This is a genomic window from Euzebyella saccharophila, from assembly GCF_014855495.1.
Taxonomy (GTDB): domain Bacteria; phylum Bacteroidota; class Bacteroidia; order Flavobacteriales; family Flavobacteriaceae; genus Euzebyella; species Euzebyella saccharophila.
On record NZ_JACYFJ010000002.1, the window covers coordinates 732,217 to 750,820 of the forward strand.

Sequence of the window (18,604 nt, forward strand, 5' to 3'; positions counted from 1 at the left end):
TATTTATAGGCCTTAGCCCCTTAAACCATTATTTTCTCATTTCTTTTTTCAAGCGTTAAATTGGAAGTTGAATACATCACTTCCCCTTCGGTATGTAGTGCAACCAAAAAATCTAAATACTCGATCATGAGAAGATGCACTTTAATATCCATCTTCAAATGCTGCATTAAATTCATACAATAATCAATTTGCTTTTGATCTGATTCAAGAACTAGTTCTTTTCCCTCATGAACGGATACACAACTAAATAAAAGATCTGTATCAAGCCATTTGACAGCGGGTTTGCGGTAGACACTTTTTCTTGGTAGCACTGTGGATTGGTTCAATTCAAATTCAAGCGACTTACAGAATTCCGTTTGAAATTTTATTCTTTGAGTAATGCCTTTTTTCTTTTCAAAGGGATCATCAAACCGAACCAAAAATACTTCTAGAGCGTCAATCAAAAGATAAGATTGATCTACTAATTGAAGTAACTTATTATATACTCGTAAATCTAAAAATTGGCTTCTCATAGCGGTGCAATTTCAGCACTCTGCAAGTCTGAAATTGACTTTAAAAACCTTTTTAGTAGCACAAAAATTTTAAAGCGAATAAAAGTTATTAGACGAAAACATTCTCATGATAAAGTTTTGACTATCAACTACATATACCTTATATAAAAAGCAGAACTCATTGAAATGATTCCAGTTATCTTCAAAATGACAGAAATTTAGTTAAAGTTCTAAATACTAGACTTGCTTTAGTCATGTGACCAAAAAAATGATTAAAGAAGTTAATGTTCTCAATGGCGAAATTTTAATTTACGTAATAGAATTAAAAACAGCTAAAGCATAAAGTATGGAGAAAATGGATAAAACGGAATGGAAGGCGACTGATAGCTCTCCCGTTGATACGAAACAAAAAAATGATGGAAGTGTTCAAAATATGACAACCAATAAAACAGAAAATAAATTCCCGCTTACAACTATAGTAGTGGTTGCGATACTCTTTGTAATCGTCGCTTTTTATTTGATGTTTGTTGAAGTCTAGTTAAAACGGCCGCCAATGTATAATTTCTACTAGTTTTCGTAATCATAGTATTAAAAAGTTCCATGTTCAATGAACATGGAACTTTTTAATTATAACGTCCTTACATCAACCTCCAATAATCTCTCCTCCATTGATATGTAGCACCTGTCCGGTCATATAACTACTATCCTCACATGCCAAATAAACGTAGGCAGGTCCCAAGTCCGCAGGTTGCCCCGGTCTGCCCAAGGGCACATCCTTACCGAATTTCTCCAATTGTTCCCCTTCAAAAGTTGCAGGAATCAGCGGTGTCCAAATAGGTCCGGGCGCCACGGCATTGACCCGTATCCCTTTATTGGCCAAGGATTTCGACAAACTTCTTGTAAAGGAAACAATGGCACCTTTTGTACTTGCATAATCTATGAGATGTTCCGATCCACGATAGGCCGTTACCGATGTAGTATTGATAATAACATCTCCCGAACCTAAATGCCCGATGGCCGCTTTGGTCAAAAAGAAATAGGAATAGATGTTGGTCTCGAAAGTAGTCTTAAGATTTTCGATTTGAATATCTTCCAAATTCTCCTCGGGAAATTGCATTGCCGCGTTGTTCACAACAATGTTCAAACCTCCAAATTCCTGAATTGTAAGTTGGACCGCACGGTTACAAAATTCCTCATCCTTGACATCACCTTTCAATAATAGACAGTTTTGGCTCTCCATTTCAATCTCTGATCGGGTATTCCGGGCATCTTGGTCCTCGTTCAAGTAAACAATGGCAACATTTGCACCTTCCCTAGCAAAATGGAGTGCCGCACTTTTACCGATTCCGCTATCACCTCCTGTTATCAGGGCCGTTTTTCCCTTTAGCTTTTCGCTGCCACGGTAGTTTGCCCGTATATTCAATGGCTCAGGGTGCATAACCTGCTCTATCCCGGGTTGGGCAGTTTGGCTTTCTGATTTGTCCATACCTATATTTTCCATAGAATTTTATTTTAACGTTCATTCTAAGTTAAACTTGGCCAACCTTAAATTTGACTCCGAAAATTACTTTTATTGACGCTACCCGAAATATTTACGACCCCGTACAATTTGAGCTATTTATTTTGCTCTTCGCATTCATTTTCCATATAAGAAATCGTGAATTTTAGTTTAAAATCCAAGGGCAATGACAACACAGGAAATTAGGTGGTTCAGTACTTCAAGATTAAAATCAATAGAAGAAACTTTTAAAAACGAATTTAAGGATTACGTTATCGATGAAACTAGGATCGACACCTATTTACATACCCCATGTGGGGATATCAACCTTAAATTAAGGGACAATCTGCTCGAAATAAAAAAAAGGACATCTACCCCCAGGTCCCGAATTAAAATTGGCAAGAGCAGCGGGTATCTGGAGAACTGGATCAAATGGCAAGTGGATTCAGAAATAGACCTTCACTCCCCCGAACATTGGCATGATGTAAAAAAACGTCGTAGGCTTGTCCATTTTGATGCAGAGGGCCAATTAACCCTCGCCGAGAAGGGCGAGAAGCCAGCTGGTATGCAAATAGAGTATACGGAACTGTCCATTGACGGTTCGATCAGTTTTTCCCTTGCCGTAGAATGGACCATAGAAAAAACCGAAACCCATTGTGAAATATTGAAGAACCTTTTGAGGAAACATGAGCTGATCTTAAGGCAATCCATGGGCTACCCGGAATATCTTGCCACCCTTTTGAAAACCCCGCTGGAATTATTGGAATTTTAATCACCTTCCAATCTTTCGATCATTTTTTTCATCTGTGCTATTTCCTTTCTCTGGGCCTCGATGATATCCTTGGACAATTTTTGCACTTCAGGGTCTTTGATATTTGCCCTTTCACTGGTCAGTATGGCTATAGAGTGATGGGGTATCATGGCTTTCATCCATCCTAAATCCCCAATAGGTTTTTGGGTCCTTACCAAAAATGTACAGACACCCATTATCAACAAACTTAAGCCAACTATCATCCTATTTTTCCTCTTTGAAGTATACATGCCTCTCATAAAAAGGAACATTACAATGGCCATACCGCCTACACCTATTAAGGTCATATATAACCGGGTCACACTAAAAAACACGTGACCGAGCTCATAGGTATTAAAGTACATCGTTATGTACATAGATAGGGCCGAACACAACAGCATTAGAAAAAACTTGGTATATCTGGATAATTCCATCTCAATCGGTTTTATTTTTTATCTCATTAAATGTGTCTTAAAAGTAAATGACCCAATCGAAGAATGTTAATGCGAACGTGCTACAAATTGATGGTTTCGAGTTGGAATACAAAAATTGCTAGTCGGAAATTTATGTTTCAAAAATTGAAACTATGAGAAAATCACCTACATACTATGTCGATGCCAAATCGATTCATTCCTCACCAGATTTTTATTCCAAGGAGGAACGTATAATATTTCAGGATATCGAAAAATTTATTTTACAGGAAGGTTATCCCTGCGTTGGTGCACAAGCTGCCATTAATGGAAAGACCTTCTCCATTGGTGTTTTTAAAACCATGGAAGGGCAGGAAGACATCAAAAAGTTAGCTCTCGGTCTGGAAAACTATATTGATTTTATGGATGGCAAGGCCAGTAATTTACAAACCTATTTGGCGGTGTTTCCGCACATACAGATAACGGATGAAGTTGAATTTGAAGAGCAGCTATGGAACCTGGCACAAAATCTCCATGAAATCGATACCTCTGAATGGGCGACATCCGTAGACTACGAGGCGAACAGTCCGGATTTTTCGTTTTCGTTTGGCGGAAAGGCATTTTTTATGGTGGGAATGCATCCCAAGAGTAGTCGCAGAGCAAGAAAATCCAAGTATCCTATTATTGCATTTAACCTGCAAGCGCAGTTTGATGAGCTTAGGAAAAAAGGTCGATACGAGATCATGAAAAAGGCTACCAGGGACCGTGAAATAAAATTTGATGGGTCAATTAACCCGATGCTGGCAGATTTCGGCCAAGGTTCTCAGGCCGCACAATATTCGGGAAGAAAGGTTGAACCTGACTGGAAATGTCCATTTTTAGCAAAACAGGCGAAAAAATATGCATATGAACATTAAAACCATTGCCCCTAAAAGTGGGGCCTCCTTCAAAATTAAAAAAGGCGAGTATCTAAAAGTAATTTGTCCTGATGGTGAGCAAGTGTCTGACATGGTTGCATTTAATGCCGATAATACCTCGGAATATATGTTCAATGGAAAAACATTCGACTACGAGGAAAGTATATTTTTGACCAAAGGCAACTCTTTGTACAGTAATGAAAGTAATAAAATGTTCGAGATTATCGAAGACACCTGTGGCACGCACGATTATTTACTAGCCCCCTGTTGCAATCGTACCATGGAACATTTTTATCAAGATTTTAGCGATGGCCCCTCCTGTAGAAAAAACTTATATAAGAATCTTAAGCGATACGATATTTCAAACAATCACATCCCCGTTGCGTTCAACATTTTTATGAACGTACCCGTCTCAAAAAATGGAGCTATCAGCGTAGAGCCCCCGTTGGCAAAACCGGGAGATTATATAATCTTGCAGGCGCATATGGATTGCATAGTTGCGCTTACCGCTTGCTCGGCAGCCTCATCAAACAACGGGTCTTACAAACCGATTCAGTTTCAAATTAGATCCAAGTTGAAATAATTCAATTTTGAATTAAAAAATAAAGACCTGATTCCAATTTTGGAATCAGGTCTTTAAATTATTGAGCCTTAAGGGCTTCCATTCTAAATTGATAACTTTTTTGAAAACAATTCAATTACATGAGACTAATGGTCTAAGTGAAATTCAAGATATGGGTAATTTACCTCTAGGTTTTTATAAGAATTATTTAACCTCACCATAATCTTTTTTCCCCACAGCCTTAGGTTAACGGAATTGCCTTTTTCCGCATCAAAAGAATCCACTTTTTGTCCCCCTACCTTTTTTTCCAAATCATACAGTTTCTCAAGCATCGTTTTTGCAGTTTCCCCCTGATTTGAAGATTCTAATATTTCCTCATATTTGAAAAAGGCAAAATATTTACTACAGTTATAGTCCTTACAGGAGTTATGTGCAAATTCATAGAGTGCATAATATAATTCGTAAGGAGTTCTCCAAATCTCCATTTTATCAAAAACACCTATGGAATAGGAACAGGTTTGTCTTTGACTATCGCAAAAGGCAATAAAATTTTCTTTTAAATTTTCTGGAATGTTCAATGAATCTGTATGGTTCTTAAGTTTCCCAAAAGGTATATGAGACCTCTCTAACCCATACAGCTCCAATGGATTATTATCATGTGTCATGTTTCTTCTTTTTTATAAAATTCAGGATTTTAGGTCATTGGTAGTGACTGAAAAAACCAAACTTTTAGTGCAAATTGCAGTAAAAAAAAGGGCACCCAAGGGTGCCCCAAAACTCAGTGGAAATGGTTTTACGATAGTGCGGCCTTATTTAACCGTGTTTCTGCCAACTTATCTAATTTATTGTCGGCCGCATATTCTTCATCAAGCGTTTCTTGAAGTTTTTTGGCCACCTCTTTATGACCTAACTCTTTGGCATATCTAACCGCCGTTCCATAACCTGAAATTTCATAATATTCAACTCTTTGCGCCTCTGCAATGAGTCCCGCATCCATTACGTTTTCATCCTGTACTTCCTCCATAAAGTGCTCGGCTTCCTTAATCAATCCTTCCATAGCCTTACACTTTTCTCCACTGGGAGAAACATTGAACTCCTTGCAAATTTCCTCTATCCTCTTCTTCTGCACTTTTGTTTCCTCCAAGTGATCCTCAAAGGCCTTTCTCAACTTACTATCTGTCGCTTTCTTTGCCATTTTAGGCAGAGCATCTACTAGTTGACTTTCTGCGCTGAACAGGTCTTTTAATTGATGTATAAATAATTGTTCCAAATTTTTCATAACAGTATATTTAAGGGTTAAATTCTTTGTTGAAATTATCCCTATTTACTACCATTGATTGATTCAAAAAAAAGATTAATTATTCTCAATGAGAGAATTTAAAAACTATAAAACAAGTAAGGGCAAAAAGGATATGTGCGATAACCAATTGAACAAAAAAAGGTTTCAATGAAGTCTTTTCTGGCTTATCATACACATTAAAAAGTAAGCACCACCCGATGATTCCCAATGCGCCGGCCAGAATTCCCCATGCAATAGCTTTTAATAAATTATTCATTAAAAATGGAGTTAGATACGCAAAATACAGACCGATGGCCATTCCTAAACCAATGGCAATATGAACCAACCAACCATTAATATGATTTATATTTTTCCTTCTTTTTTTTGATTCCTTGGCATTATCGAACAATAGGTTTAAAAGATGGGCTTCATTAAAAACGTACGCAGTGTACCATGATAGTACATGGCTAAAAATAGTCATGACAATAGTGGCCAAACCTGTGGCCAGAAGAACAATCAATAAATTCATTTGTAAAAGGTTAAGTCATGGAAAAATTAATAATCTATTATCAACCCTATTAACCTGATTACGATTTTTGTTGTCTCTATTTATAATTCGAGTTTTTATCCTTTAAAGGATTTCTAAATTTATTGTATTATTTTCTTAAGTGATAAGGAGTCCTTTAAAAATCTAATATGCCTATTTTGACGCTATTACTAAAAATTTGAAAAATGACTGAATTATTACAATTGAACATACCCACTACCTATCGTATTATCCTAAGTGCTGTGGGTATTTATATCATGGTGATACTTTTTACTCGAATAGCGGGTAAAAGAAGTTTCTCGAAAATGTCTAGTTTTGATTTTGCCATGACGGTGGCCGTAGGATCGGTAATTGCCTCAACCATACTTTCCCCTTCGGTGAACTTAATTGACGGAATTGTTGGGTTGGCCAGTATCTATTGCTTGCAGATTGCAGTCGCCATCGGTCGAAGGTTAAACTTCATAAAAAGAATTGTGGATAACTCTCCCCTTCTTTTGATGGATGGGAAGGAAATTATTCATGATAACCTGAAAAAAGCCCGTGTGACCGAAAGCGACCTACGTTCCAAATTGAGAGAGGCCAATGTGGCTTCTACCGAAGAAGTACTTGCAGTTGTGTTTGAAAGTACAGGAGACATAAGTGTACTTCATAAAAATGATGAAGATACGCAGTTAGATGATTGGTTATTGAAAGGAGTCAATAGGTCTTGAGCATATTTCTGACTTTACTCCAACCAAATTTTGAGATGCCTATTGTCCTTAGTACGTCTTGTTCAGAACAAAAGTTTATAGTTCTACACAATCAATGTTTTCTTCCTAAATAGCACTACCATCAATTTGCTTATTTGCCCAAAATCTCATTAAGTGACCAGACTTTTCCTATTCTTGCCGTACTAACAGGAAGGATATTTTCTTCAGGCTTATCACTTTCCTGTGAAGTGATACTTGGGCTGACGTTTTTAAATACATTTTTCATAACGCTGATTTATTTGATTATTAGAGTTGTTCCGTTGATTCCCCAACATCATTTCTTAGTGTAGTGAGTTGGTTTCTGAGGATGGTAGATACCGCAAAGGGTAAATCTGCATGGGTTAAGGCCATGGCGCACTGGTCTGCCGTAAGCCGATCATACTCCATCGCCTTCTTTTTTAAATTCCCATCAACCTCAATAACTTCGGTCTTTTGATTTTCGATGTCATCGCCTATAGTGGCGTTAATTCCGGCGAATTCCAAACTTGTCTTCAGTTCCTTTGAAAATATATCCCGTTCCCTAAATTTTCTATAGGTCAATTCAGTATCCGTTTCATCAGAAAGTTGATCATGTATCAACTTATATATTTCGATAGACTTATCATTGTATTTTAATATTAGCCCCAAGTGAAGGGCCAAGTTATCTTGTGATTCCATACCCCAATAATTAATAAAAGCCTAAATTAAACCTGGGCTGTTAACAGGTGTATCCCAAAAGAAATGAGTTGTAATCCTTTCAGACAAAAAATGCACAAATTATGCCTCTCAAAATTTAAAAAAAGATTTAATTTTACAAGAATATAAATAGCTCCAAGGATGTACACCCTCACATACGAATCACAGGCAAATCCTGATTTGAAAAATTCGGATATCGAAGAAATTCTTAAAACCGCTAGGGCATTTAATTCCGATAATGGCATTACCGGATGTCTTATTTACTATTTGGGCAAATTCATACAAATTTTGGAAGGGCCCGAAGAAAAGGTCAAAGAGCTTTACTCAAACATTGAAAAAGATAAAAGGCACAAGAAAGTAAACCTTTTTAGTGAGGATACGATTACCGAGAGGAATTTCCCGGATTGGGGCATGGCCTATTACCCTATTGATGAAGACCACATGGGCATTCCGGAATTTGAACAGTTCAAAAGGAACCTTATGCTTTTGGCAGATTTGAGCAAACCAACCAATGTGACCGCCGTTCTATTCTGGAAACGCATGAAATTTTTATTGGCCATACCGCCTACAAAATGATATAAATTAAAAAAAGCCCCGATGAGCTAATGCATCGGAGCTTTTGTTTAAAGAAGTTTTGGTTTTATACGGGAATTTTTTGGGCAACTTTCCTTCGTTCCCAATTCCTATGATTTGAAATTGCTTTTATAAAACTCTTCGGTTCCGCATTGATAAAAAGAGCTTTATCTTCCTTATAATCCTTAATCGCCGAAGCATCTAGTAATTCTTCGCCCTCGCCATCAACGGCAATAGCCTTGCAATGCGAAAAGGCCTCATTTAAAAATTTGATGAATTTTGATTGCTCTTTTAATTTACCAATCGATTTTTCCCCTCCGGGAACATAAATAGCATCGAACAATACACTTTCCGTTGTGCTTATAGCTGCATCTACCTTATGCTCCATTCCTTCATCACAAGTAACCTTGCCTCCATGGGGTGCAACCAACTTAATTACCGCCTGCTCTTTTTCCAAAGCCTTTTGCATGGCTTCAAAGGATTTCATATGGAATCCATCAGCAACCAATACAGCTATTTGCCGCGTGGAAATGGTATCGAACTTGGTGTTGGATTGACTTAGAACAGGAGACTTTTCCAGATACATCTTCTTTTCTCCCGGCTGATGATCTTCCACTACGGCATCTGCCCCTATGGATTGGTTCATCGGTCTCTCTATATCGTTGGGCACTTTCATTCCGATATTATCTGCCACTTTCTCCGCCAAATCCGTATCAATTTGAGCGATAATGTAAAGCATACGACTTTTAATTTCCTCATGATTGCACTTGCCCAACTCAAACGAATATGCCGCTATCACATGCTCTTTTTCCCAATCTACAAGACTTCTGTAAAATAATGCCGGTTGCGAGAAATGGTCACTAAAACTTTCGCTTCTTCCTCTTATTTTCTTGGCATCAATTCGTTCTTGATACGACTCAAAACCACCCTCGGCAACTTTGCTCAAATAAGGGCATCCTCCACTAAGGGCATTTGGGAAGTAGGCTGTTTGACCCTTGGGGACATCCATTTGCATGTGTCCGTCACGTTGATTGACATGCACATCCGTTACCGGTCTATTAATAGGAATCTGGTGAAAATTAGGGCTCCCCAATCGAGATAACTGGGTATCCCTATATGAAAAGAGCCTTCCCTGAAGTAGCGGGTCGTTGGTAAAATCGATTCCTGGAACGATATTTCCAGGTAAAAAGGCTACTTGTTCGGTTTCCGCAAAGAAATTCTCAGGGTTTTTATTAAGAACCATGCGCCCTATAATCTCCACAGGCACCATTTCTTCTGGAATAAGTTTTGTAGGATCTAATAGATCAAAGTCGAATTTATGTTCGTCCGCTTCGGCAACTACCTGTATGCCCAATTCCCACTCAGGATAGTTACCAGATTCGATAGCATCCCAAAGGTCCCTTCTATGGAAATCACTATCCGCACCGCTAATTTTTACCGCCTCGTCCCAAGTAACGGAATGCACGCCCAATTTGGGCTTCCAGTGAAATTTTACATAGTGCGCTTCGCCTTTGGCATTGATCAACCGGAAGGTATGAATACCAAAGCCCTCCATCATTCTATAACTTCTGGGTATACCTCGGTCACTCATGACCCAAATGTGATTGTGAAGTGTTTCCGTGGCACGAGAAACAAAATCGTAAAAGGTATCGTGAGCCGAAGCCGCTTGCGGAATTTCATTATTGGGTTCAGGTTTTACCGAATGGATTAAATCTGGAAACTTCATGGCGTCCTGTATAAAGAAAATAGGCATATTATTTCCTACAAGGTCCCAAGTTCCCTCCTGGGTGTAAAATTTTACCGCAAAACCGCGTACATCACGAGCCAAATCAGTTGAACCCTTGGACCCTGCTACGGTTGAAAACCGAACAAAAACCGGTGTTTTTCTGGAAGTATCAGTGAAAATTCCCGCTTTTGAATATTTTTCAATACTCTTTGTCAATTCAAAATAGCCATGTGCCGCACTACCGCGGGCATGCACTATCCTCTCAGGAATACGTTCATGATCAAAGCTGTGAATCTTTTCGCGTAGGAGAAAATCTTCTAACAACGTAGCACCTCTAACCCCGGCTTTAAGAGAATTATTGGTGTCATTTACTTTTAGACCTTGCCGTGTGGTCAACGGCTTATCGGTATAATCTACAGAGTAGTTTTCCAACTGCTCAATCTTATCCGAGGTTGCATTTTTGGGTTTATTTTTTTCAGACATAACTAACTATTCTAGGTTCATTGAATTAGGTTCTGAATAAAGGGATATTTATTCGCCCATGAAATTAGAATGGTTAAGACGGTTAAATTAGCTTGAAAAGATTGCTATTTGACTTGAATGATTTCTATTTCCAATTATCGTCCAATACTTGAAGGTGCAGTAAAATAAAGGTTTATGTTACACTAAAAGGTCCTTCCAATTTGAAGCAGATTTGTTAATTGTTTCCGCAGATTAAAATTGTACCCTGTATAGTTACAGTAATTTTATAATTCCTAAAGTGGAAAAAACGATCGTAACTGTGAACCCTATGAAGAAGGCCCAAAATGAAAAAAATACTAAATCAAATATTCAACAAAGCGACACCAAAATTCAACATTGAACTAAAAACCCAATATTGGTTTATTTCCCTTTTGTTGTTTCTTCTAGGATTTCTTATTCTAGGATATTACCTCAATAAATCCTTATAATCTAAGAGGCATTCATCAAATGGATTCTGTTTCTCACGTGTTGCCAGAATTGCAAATCTCTTATACTTGAAGGCGAGGTATTGCTTAAGATGGTCTGCATATCTAAACCCAAGTCACCTACGGATTGATCGTCCGTAAATTTCTTTCTATCACTAATTAGTATTAATCCAATGTTATCGAAAATTCTTCTTTTCCTAGGACCTTTCCAGAGTAGTTCTACTTCTTCATGCCTTCCATCAGCGGTAATTTTTTCAAATAATTCCAACACCCGTGCCTTTGGACCTTCTAGCAATTGAAAAAAATCATCCTCATAATGAACGAGACAACCAGTAATTGAATTGACTTTATTGACCCGATCTGCCTTCTTGACCAAATCTGAAACTTCAACGTCGGATAAATAGAGTTTGGCTTTTGATTTGTAAGACAACTCAAAGACCCATTCCGCACTTTCTAAGGATTCTCGGTACTCCTGAGGTCCTAAACCATATTTTTCATAGAATATTTTAGAAAAATAACTGTGACTGTTGATTCCAATTTCATCACAGATATTCGCAATTTTAATATTTGTAGTCTCTAAAAGCTCCTTCCCTTTTTCGAGCCTCATGTTTTTAATACATTCTGCAACACTTTGATTGAATAAAAAATTGAAGGCCTCTTGTAGCTTCTTTTCATAAATACCGCTCTTAAATGCCAATTCTTTAACGGTGTGTGGTTTGTGTATGTTACTGGAGATATAGGAGCATAACTTGATTACCCTTTCTAATTCAACATCTCTAATACCTATTTTTTCTTCCGTAGAAAAAGAATTGTCATGATCATCTAATTGTGCGGCCAACGTACCATACGTAGCAGATTCGGTTATTAATTTCCCCGCTAGATCGGTACGCTTGTTTTCTATCAGTATTTTAGCATGCCTACCAATAGGATTTTTTAAGCCTCCAATGAACCTGTAAGAGTCGCCATGCTCCATTTTAAGCACAATATCCTTCATTACAGTTCTAATGTTACCCTTTAATTTTAGTTTGTTGGAATTAATATCTTCCCGTAAAATAACAATCACAGATAGCTTCAATCGCACTTTAGCGGGTAGCTTTAAAAGATGTTCTTCATGCTCTGAGGTCAAGCTTATAAGATTTCTACCCTCAGATATTGTTTTCAAACTATCATCGCCGTTATAGCTATGGGAATAGCTACCTTCCAGACAAAATATTAGATAAAGAGGGGAATATTCGTTTTTGGTAAGGGAAAGGACCAGCTCATTTGCCAGTTCTAGGTTATAGGTTCTAACCAAAAGTCCTGGGAAAAGTTCATATAAATTGATGTAGCCCTTGCCGTTCTTATTATTTAGGATTAAAGATGATGCCCCAACCCCTTCTTTAAATGTAGCACCCAATTCTACGGACAATTTCCGTAGATGATCCATAGGGCTCTCTTCATTTATTCTTAACATTCAAATCAAATTAATTCCGTAAAATAAAGACAAATGTTAAAATTGAAATAACAAAATTCATCTAAATCCTAACAATTATGGCATAATTGCCAGCAAGCACTAAGAATTAAATGGTGTTTTTATCTTTGTTTTGCTCCAAATTTCACTATTGCAATACAAGTTTTAATCTATATATCCCACTAATGACCGTTTATAACACTGCAAATTTATTTAAAAACTGAATTAGTTATATTAGTAACAATAATTAAAGTTTTGCCAGCCAACCCTATCCTATGAAAAGTATTAGCGTGCAATCATTGCCTTTAAGACAGGTCATACAAAACCTCTCAAAACAACTGGGAACATCCTATATAGATCGATGTGAAGAATATATTCTAAAATTGCCCCCTGAAATTGGCAAGGGAGAAATTAGAGGAATTAATTTTAATGGTGGTCTGGGAATACTTCTCTATGACTGTTTATTTAATGAAGATTTGGAAATCAAATTTGTCGTAAATGAAATTCACCCTTTGAAGTTTCTTTATTGTCTTGAAGGTAAATTGTTCCACAGATTTGAAAACGAAAATACGCAACACGAAATTGAACAATATCAAGAAGCCATAGTTGCGAGTGAACGAAACAATGGACATGTTCTACAGTTCAAAAAGAATATTAAAACCAAAATCTACAGTTTAGAAATTGCAAGGGAGTCTTTTATAAGAAAAATAGATTGTGATTTAAAAAACGTGGGAAGCAATCTTTACGATTTATTTAACGATGTAAAAGCCATAAATGCCTTCTATCATAATGGATTTTACAGTCTTCAACTTGCAAGTATCTTCAAGGAAATGGAAAATTTTAAAGAAGAAAACTTTATCCGTAAGTTATTCCTTGAGGGAAAAGCCTATGAGGTGTTGACCAAACAAATACAACTATATCTAGATGATCAAAAAGGGAATAACAATACGCTTTTACTGAGACGGTCAGAAGTTAAACAGATTGAGATAACCGCCAAACATATAGAACAAAATTTATCCAATTTAAGCTCCATTCAAGAAATAGCGTCAGAAGTAGGATTAAATGTCAACAAACTGCAAGAAGGCTTTAGGTATCTTTTTGGTACTACGGTCAAAGAGTTCATTAAGGAAAAACGATATTCAAAAATACAAGAACTTTTAGTGAACACGGATTTACAGATCTCCGAAATTTCCGACTTAGTTGGGATTTCAAGTAAAAGCTACATCTCAAAAATCTTTAAAGAACGTACAGGAATGACTCCCCAAGAGTTTAGAGTTGACTATAAGGAGGCCCTTTCCAGTAAAATAAGGACTATTAGAGAATAGTTACAAGAAATGAGGAAGCAATCTGTGAGTAAATACCAAGGGAGAAATAGGAGCTGTTAATAGCTTATATACAACGCAAAACACAGCACACCAGTAAGAAGTGCTACAATCAATAAGTTATACGATTTTCTTTTTTTAACAATTTTCTTCAATTTAGACATAACTTTCGTGCATTTATGGTTTCACTTGCCACTAATCTATCATAGTGTAACAAAAGTTGATTGTTGAAAAGTAAAATCTTTTGACTCTATTTAAAATCCTTTTTAAATTTTCATTAATTGATTTCAGAAAGAAGCATTTGAAGTCATTATAGAACACAGAATATAAAATCTCTAATTGAGTAAAAAACCATCTGTTTTTCAACAAATTAAGCTAGTTACTTAAGAATGTTTGCAATTAACTAGAGATTTTATATAGCTCACTATTTTTGCCTGTATTCACTTTTTTAAGTACTAATTTCTACAAGGTACCTAATGGTAAATATAACGTAAAGACTGACCCATGACCCTCTACAGATGTAGCTTTAATAATACCATTGTGGGCATGAACAATCTTCTTTACAATAGCCAATCCTATTCCCGTACCACCATATTTTGTTCGATCATGTGTCCTCTGAAAGACCTCGAAAATTTTTGCCTCCATCCCTTTGGGAAATCCAATACCATTATCCTTAATTTTAATTTTGACATAGGGAATCCCGTTTTTAAGTCCTTCCAGTTCCTTTTCTCCTCCCGCCAATACTTCTGACGTAATGTCTATTACAGGAGCTTGACCTTCCTTTGAAAACTTAAGCGCATTCCCTATTAAATTGTCAAAGACCTGTCTTAGTTGAAAAGGTATCCCTACTATAGTGGGTAATTTATCTCTTTGAATCAATGCTCCCAAAGATTCAATATACTCGGAACGGTCTTCCAATATAAATTGAAGCATAGTATCCAAATCTACATTTTCAAGCTTGTAGTCCTCATTATCAGCTTTGGAAAAAGTTAAGAGATCATTTATCAAATTACGCATCCTCTTTGCAGATTCTGTAATTTTATGAAAATATGTCTTTCCTTTTGACGATAGATTATTTCCATCATGGTCAATAATCCTAGAGGTGAACATCTGTATTTTCCGTAAAGGTTCCTGCAAATCATGACTGGATACGTAAGCGAATGATTCCAGCTCATCATTGGCTTTTTCCAGTTGTTCAATAGAATTTTTTAAATCTATATTGGCCTTATTAAGCATACTTGTGCGTTGCTCCACTTGCTTTTCCAACTCCTTGGAAAAGTTGATAAGTTTTTCCTTAGCTAGAAATTCATTGGTAACATCCGTTACTGTTATCATGACACCAAAGACCGTTCCATCCATTTCTCGTAATGGTAGGTATACATAATTAACGTAGAAGACATTTTCAACACCATTTTTTACGACCACGGCCTTGGAATCATAATCTTTAACGGTCTCACCCGTACTTATTACCTCTTTTAAAATATTGATATATTTTTGACCCTCCAACTCAGGAAATACCTCAACCAACTTTTTACCGGCAACTTCTTTCCAAGATTTGTCCCAAAAATGCTTCAGCATTTTATGGTTTGCCATTTCAATTACCAAGTCTTGCCCCCTAAATATCGCCTTTGCTACCGGTGATTGTAAGACAAGGTTCTTGAATTGATTTTCCTTTTCGTTCAATATTCTTTGAGATACCACGTAATCGGTAATCTCATTGGCAATCAGCATAATCTCAAAATCCTCCTTAGAGCTTATTTTGGTGGGATGAAGAATAAAATTGAAATAGGCATGAACAATACTTCCCTGCCTTTTAAGAGGTAAATAGAATTCCTTTCCCACCACCGCTTTTTCATTTTTGAAAACATCATCAAATAGCGGTTTTATTCGTTCCGTCAAGTCTGGAAAAACTTCGTAAAGTTTCCTTCCTATTAACTCCTCAGAAAGTTTATCTACGATATTTAAGAAAGTGGGATTCGCCATTTCAACCAGTATATCATCCCCCTTGAACATAGCAATTCCCACAGGAGCATTACGTACAATATTTTCAAACCTTTCTTTTTCAAATTTTATCTGGAGATTTGCGGTTCTAAGTTGTTCGGCAGATTTCTCTTGTTCGGTAACGTCTTGCAATGTACCGTTAAAACGGTAGGCTTCCCCTGCACTATCAAACCAAGCACGACCTAAGGCCCTAACAATTTTTATCTCATGGTTTTTTTCGTTTTTAATCCTGTAGATGATATCGTATTTTCCATTGTTATTCCCGTCCAATGCATTCTGAATACTTTTTTCCACACGTTTCCTGTCCTCTGGAAGTATTGCATTTAAGGCAATTGCGAGATCAATTTCGCTATTTATAGAAATTCCAAACCAATTTTTTAGCCTTTGGTTGCCATGAAATTTACCGGTCCTTGGGTTATAGTCCCAAGTACCCAATTCTGCAGCATCCACCGCAAACTTCAACAAATCTTCACTTTCCTCTAACCGTTGTAAGCTCAAAACCGCTTGAGTAGTCTCCGTGCAGGTGACCAACACGCCAGAAACCTGTTCATCATCTCCCATTAGTGCACTATAGCTAAACGTCCAATAGACATTTTCTAACCGCCCGTTTCTATATATTGGTATAAGCTGGTTCTCTCTCCAAATGGGTTTACCGGAAGTTATGACCTGCATCAACATAGGTTCAATGGTTTCCCAAATTTCAGGATAGGCCAATGCTGCTTTTTCACCCAAAATTCTGGGATGTTTGCCATCTGTGCCAAGAATAGGTTTATAGGAATCATTGTAAAAGCAAAACAAGTCTTCTCCCCAGAATATTAACGAAGGAAAAGCGGTTTTGAGCATATTATTCAAGGAAATTTTGAAGGCAACGGGCCAAATTTCTGGGGTTCCCAATGGGTGATCACTCCAATCTTTATCGCAAATGAGCCCACTCATTTCACCTCCACCCCTCAAAAATGATGGGGTCATTCCTTCTTTACCGTGCATCCTTCAGTGGATTTAGAATAAAATTGATAGCTTATTGAACTTTACACCTATTACCATAAAACTAACTTTAGAAAACCTAGGGAATATCTTTTATGCAAGCGTAAAAAATTTTCAAATAAAGATTACTCTTTTTTCATCCGCAAGTAATCTCTCAACTAAATTATCGATTTAAAGTAACCACATATTACTTCTTTACCATTGTTAGTTATTCAGAAGCTAAAACAAAATCTTTAGAATAAAAAATGCCCCTCACCCCAATAAACCAAATTCAAAGGATTTAAATTATTGACCTAAAACGAAACAATTCCTAAAGGGCCAATTTATGTAATTTGAGTACATCCTCGCTCTAAATAGAAGTATATTTTTGTCTCCATATTTTTAAATCTAACTCAAATTTTGCATACCTAGAAAAAATCACGATAATAAAGATTTCACCCTCTTTGTCACTGCCATTAAATCAGACAATAATTTTTGCAATTAGAATACCACACCCAGAAAAACACCCCTAAAATTGTATCCTAAACAAATTTCCCCCATTGTCAAGAGATAGCTATTCTTATTTCCTATTAATATTCGCAATTCCAATTATTGTTTCCATACTCAACATTTGCATGACTTTGAATTTCGCTAATTGGCTTACCGAATATGGACTATCCATCATGACAACTTTATTTTGCCTGTTAGTTTTATTAATCATAGGAAAGACCCTTATTAAGCTTTGCGGGATACGTATTCCTAATAAGTCTATAAAATAATTTAAAGAAGACGATTTTTTTATTTCTTAATTCTTACTAGAATGATGTTTAAATTTTGATTAAAACCCATTTAATCTTAAGAAAAGGATGTTTTAGTAAAATAATTTTTTGATGTATAGCATTCTCTTTTAAAATTGAATGGACTACTATTTTTTTCTGTTTCGTTAATCAATAATGTCATAGCGTTATATCTTACCGTAAAATAAAGCCAAAATGACAAAAACGGATGTACTGGATAAAGAATTGAGCAATGCCTATGCGTTGACCAAGCAAATAAACAATCTCTTTGAAAACTTCGATCATACATTCCTTGATAAAAGGACGAAATTGACATTGACCGCCTATCTTGATTGGAATCAAAAATATGAAAAGAGCTTTTCTGAAAGTTTAAGGGAATTGGGAATAAATCCAGGGAATACAATTGATTCCGTTGCAAAGGAAATGCTTGATAACATAAGTGAATTGGATAACGAAAAACTTAGCAAGAGTGTAAAAAATCTTTCTTTCAAATTATGTCTGAATCGTTTATTGTCATACCATAAAGCCAATATGGAAAATATTCAAGAATTGCTGAAAAATCAATAATATTTCAAATCTTTTTGTTCGGCCTTATTATCTACGCTAGATTATAACTCAATATATTCTGTTGAAGCTAAAATTTTAAAACTTAAGCTGGAACGGTGGACCAAGCACCATTCCAGCCATTCCATGCTAAATCTTTCTTCCGCTTACCAAGTTGTAAATCAACAAGACTACGGCAATTACCAAAATTGCGTGAATAATGTTACCAACATCTGGTAACAAAGTAAAACCCAGTAACCAAGCTACGACCAGTACCACGATGATAATCCATAATGTACTTTTCATAATTTATGTGTTTTTATTGATTAGGTCGACAAATTACATAATGGAGTTAGGTACAGAT

Annotated in this window: 20 protein-coding genes; 8 read left to right on the forward strand and 12 right to left on the reverse strand. The window is 36.5% G+C overall.

From position 1 onward, the window contains the following. Positions 1–20 precede the first annotated feature (20 nt). The gene (locus IL355_RS09750; RefSeq protein WP_192461967.1) at positions 21–512 is read right to left on the reverse strand and encodes a hypothetical protein; all 492 of its coding nucleotides are present in this window, start codon (positions 510–512) and stop codon (positions 21–23) included. A gap of 325 nt (positions 513–837) precedes the next feature. On the opposite strand from IL355_RS09750, the gene IL355_RS09755 reads away from it, so the two are divergent. Then, complete coding sequence (locus IL355_RS09755) at positions 838–1,029, forward strand: hypothetical protein (RefSeq protein WP_192461968.1); 192 nt, start codon at positions 838–840, stop codon at positions 1,027–1,029. Between the two features lie 105 nt (positions 1,030–1,134). On the opposite strand, the gene IL355_RS09760 is transcribed toward IL355_RS09755, so the two are convergent. Continuing rightward, positions 1,135–1,992: an SDR family oxidoreductase gene (locus IL355_RS09760; RefSeq protein ID WP_225621171.1), complete on the reverse strand. Its 858-nt coding sequence runs from the start codon at positions 1,990–1,992 to the stop codon at positions 1,135–1,137. A 184-nt stretch (positions 1,993–2,176) separates the two neighbouring features. Here IL355_RS09760 and IL355_RS09765 point away from each other — a divergent pair, with 184 nt between their 5' ends. After that, positions 2,177–2,761, forward strand: coding sequence for a hypothetical protein (locus IL355_RS09765; protein WP_192461969.1), 585 nt, complete (start codon positions 2,177–2,179; stop codon positions 2,759–2,761). On the opposite strand, the gene IL355_RS09770 is transcribed toward IL355_RS09765, so the two are convergent. Further along, positions 2,758–3,213, reverse strand: a complete 456-nt coding sequence (locus IL355_RS09770) for a DUF305 domain-containing protein (RefSeq protein ID WP_192461970.1) — start codon at positions 3,211–3,213, stop codon at positions 2,758–2,760. The two genes, IL355_RS09765 and IL355_RS09770, sit on opposite strands and share 4 nt — an antisense overlap. 152 nt (positions 3,214–3,365) lie before the next feature. Here IL355_RS09770 and gntA point away from each other — a divergent pair, with 152 nt between their 5' ends. Continuing rightward, complete coding sequence (gene gntA, locus IL355_RS09775; RefSeq protein ID WP_192461971.1) at positions 3,366–4,106, forward strand: guanitoxin biosynthesis heme-dependent pre-guanitoxin N-hydroxylase GntA; 741 nt, start codon at positions 3,366–3,368, stop codon at positions 4,104–4,106. Continuing rightward, a complete protein-coding gene (locus tag IL355_RS09780) occupies positions 4,096–4,689 on the forward strand; it encodes a DUF1989 domain-containing protein (protein ID WP_192461972.1) in 594 nt (197 codons plus the stop codon). The genes gntA and IL355_RS09780 overlap by 11 nt, the downstream gene beginning before the upstream one ends. Positions 4,690–4,814: 125 nt before the next feature. Here the strand turns inward: IL355_RS09780 and IL355_RS09785 are convergent, their stop codons facing one another. The 3 genes from IL355_RS09785 to IL355_RS09795 form a co-directional block, all read right to left on the reverse strand. After that, positions 4,815–5,333 (reverse strand): hypothetical protein, encoded by a 519-nt coding sequence (locus tag IL355_RS09785; RefSeq protein ID WP_192461973.1) that lies wholly within the window; start codon positions 5,331–5,333, stop codon positions 4,815–4,817. 128 nt (positions 5,334–5,461) lie between these two features. Next, a complete protein-coding gene (locus tag IL355_RS09790) occupies positions 5,462–5,947 on the reverse strand; it encodes a YciE/YciF ferroxidase family protein (RefSeq protein WP_192461974.1) in 486 nt (161 codons plus the stop codon). A gap of 85 nt (positions 5,948–6,032) precedes the next feature. Beyond that, positions 6,033–6,476 (reverse strand): hypothetical protein, encoded by a 444-nt coding sequence (locus IL355_RS09795; RefSeq protein WP_192461975.1) that lies wholly within the window; start codon positions 6,474–6,476, stop codon positions 6,033–6,035. A 203-nt stretch (positions 6,477–6,679) separates the two neighbouring features. Between IL355_RS09795 and IL355_RS09800 the strand changes: the two genes are divergently transcribed. Next, positions 6,680–7,204, forward strand: coding sequence for a DUF421 domain-containing protein (locus tag IL355_RS09800; RefSeq protein ID WP_192461976.1), 525 nt, complete (start codon positions 6,680–6,682; stop codon positions 7,202–7,204). 130 nt (positions 7,205–7,334) lie between these two features. Here the strand turns inward: IL355_RS09800 and IL355_RS19315 are convergent, their stop codons facing one another. Both IL355_RS19315 and IL355_RS09805 read right to left on the reverse strand, forming a co-directional pair. Continuing rightward, positions 7,335–7,469, reverse strand: coding sequence for a hypothetical protein (locus tag IL355_RS19315; RefSeq protein WP_262892182.1), 135 nt, complete (start codon positions 7,467–7,469; stop codon positions 7,335–7,337). Between the two features lie 20 nt (positions 7,470–7,489). Continuing rightward, entirely contained in the window at positions 7,490–7,900 is a 411-nt protein-coding gene (locus IL355_RS09805) for a hypothetical protein (protein ID WP_192461977.1), read from the reverse strand. Positions 7,901–8,059: 159 nt separating this feature from the next. Between IL355_RS09805 and IL355_RS09810 the strand changes: the two genes are divergently transcribed. Next, on the forward strand, positions 8,060–8,494 hold the full coding sequence (locus IL355_RS09810; RefSeq protein ID WP_192461978.1) for a BLUF domain-containing protein: 435 nt from the start codon (positions 8,060–8,062) through the stop codon (positions 8,492–8,494). Between the two features lie 64 nt (positions 8,495–8,558). Here IL355_RS09810 and IL355_RS09815 read toward each other — a convergent pair whose 3' ends face one another. Together IL355_RS09815 and IL355_RS09820 are read right to left on the reverse strand one after the other, a co-directional pair. Further along, complete coding sequence (locus tag IL355_RS09815) at positions 8,559–10,700, reverse strand: catalase (RefSeq protein ID WP_192461979.1); 2,142 nt, start codon at positions 10,698–10,700, stop codon at positions 8,559–8,561. A gap of 468 nt (positions 10,701–11,168) precedes the next feature. Then, the gene (locus IL355_RS09820) at positions 11,169–12,617 is read right to left on the reverse strand and encodes a BLUF domain-containing protein (protein ID WP_192461980.1); all 1,449 of its coding nucleotides are present in this window, start codon (positions 12,615–12,617) and stop codon (positions 11,169–11,171) included. A gap of 272 nt (positions 12,618–12,889) precedes the next feature. Between IL355_RS09820 and IL355_RS09825 the strand changes: the two genes are divergently transcribed. After that, the gene (locus tag IL355_RS09825) at positions 12,890–13,939 is read left to right on the forward strand and encodes a helix-turn-helix domain-containing protein (RefSeq protein WP_192461981.1); all 1,050 of its coding nucleotides are present in this window, start codon (positions 12,890–12,892) and stop codon (positions 13,937–13,939) included. Between the two features lie 459 nt (positions 13,940–14,398). On the opposite strand, the gene IL355_RS09830 is transcribed toward IL355_RS09825, so the two are convergent. After that, positions 14,399–16,924, reverse strand: coding sequence for a PAS domain-containing protein (locus tag IL355_RS09830; RefSeq protein ID WP_192461982.1), 2,526 nt, complete (start codon positions 16,922–16,924; stop codon positions 14,399–14,401). A gap of 968 nt (positions 16,925–17,892) precedes the next feature. On the opposite strand from IL355_RS09830, the gene IL355_RS09835 reads away from it, so the two are divergent. Next, on the forward strand, positions 17,893–18,264 hold the full coding sequence (locus IL355_RS09835; RefSeq protein ID WP_192461983.1) for a hypothetical protein: 372 nt from the start codon (positions 17,893–17,895) through the stop codon (positions 18,262–18,264). A 126-nt stretch (positions 18,265–18,390) separates the two neighbouring features. Here IL355_RS09835 and IL355_RS09840 read toward each other — a convergent pair whose 3' ends face one another. Continuing rightward, the gene (locus tag IL355_RS09840; RefSeq protein WP_192461984.1) at positions 18,391–18,546 is read right to left on the reverse strand and encodes a lmo0937 family membrane protein; all 156 of its coding nucleotides are present in this window, start codon (positions 18,544–18,546) and stop codon (positions 18,391–18,393) included. Between the last annotated feature and the right edge of the window lie 58 nt (positions 18,547–18,604).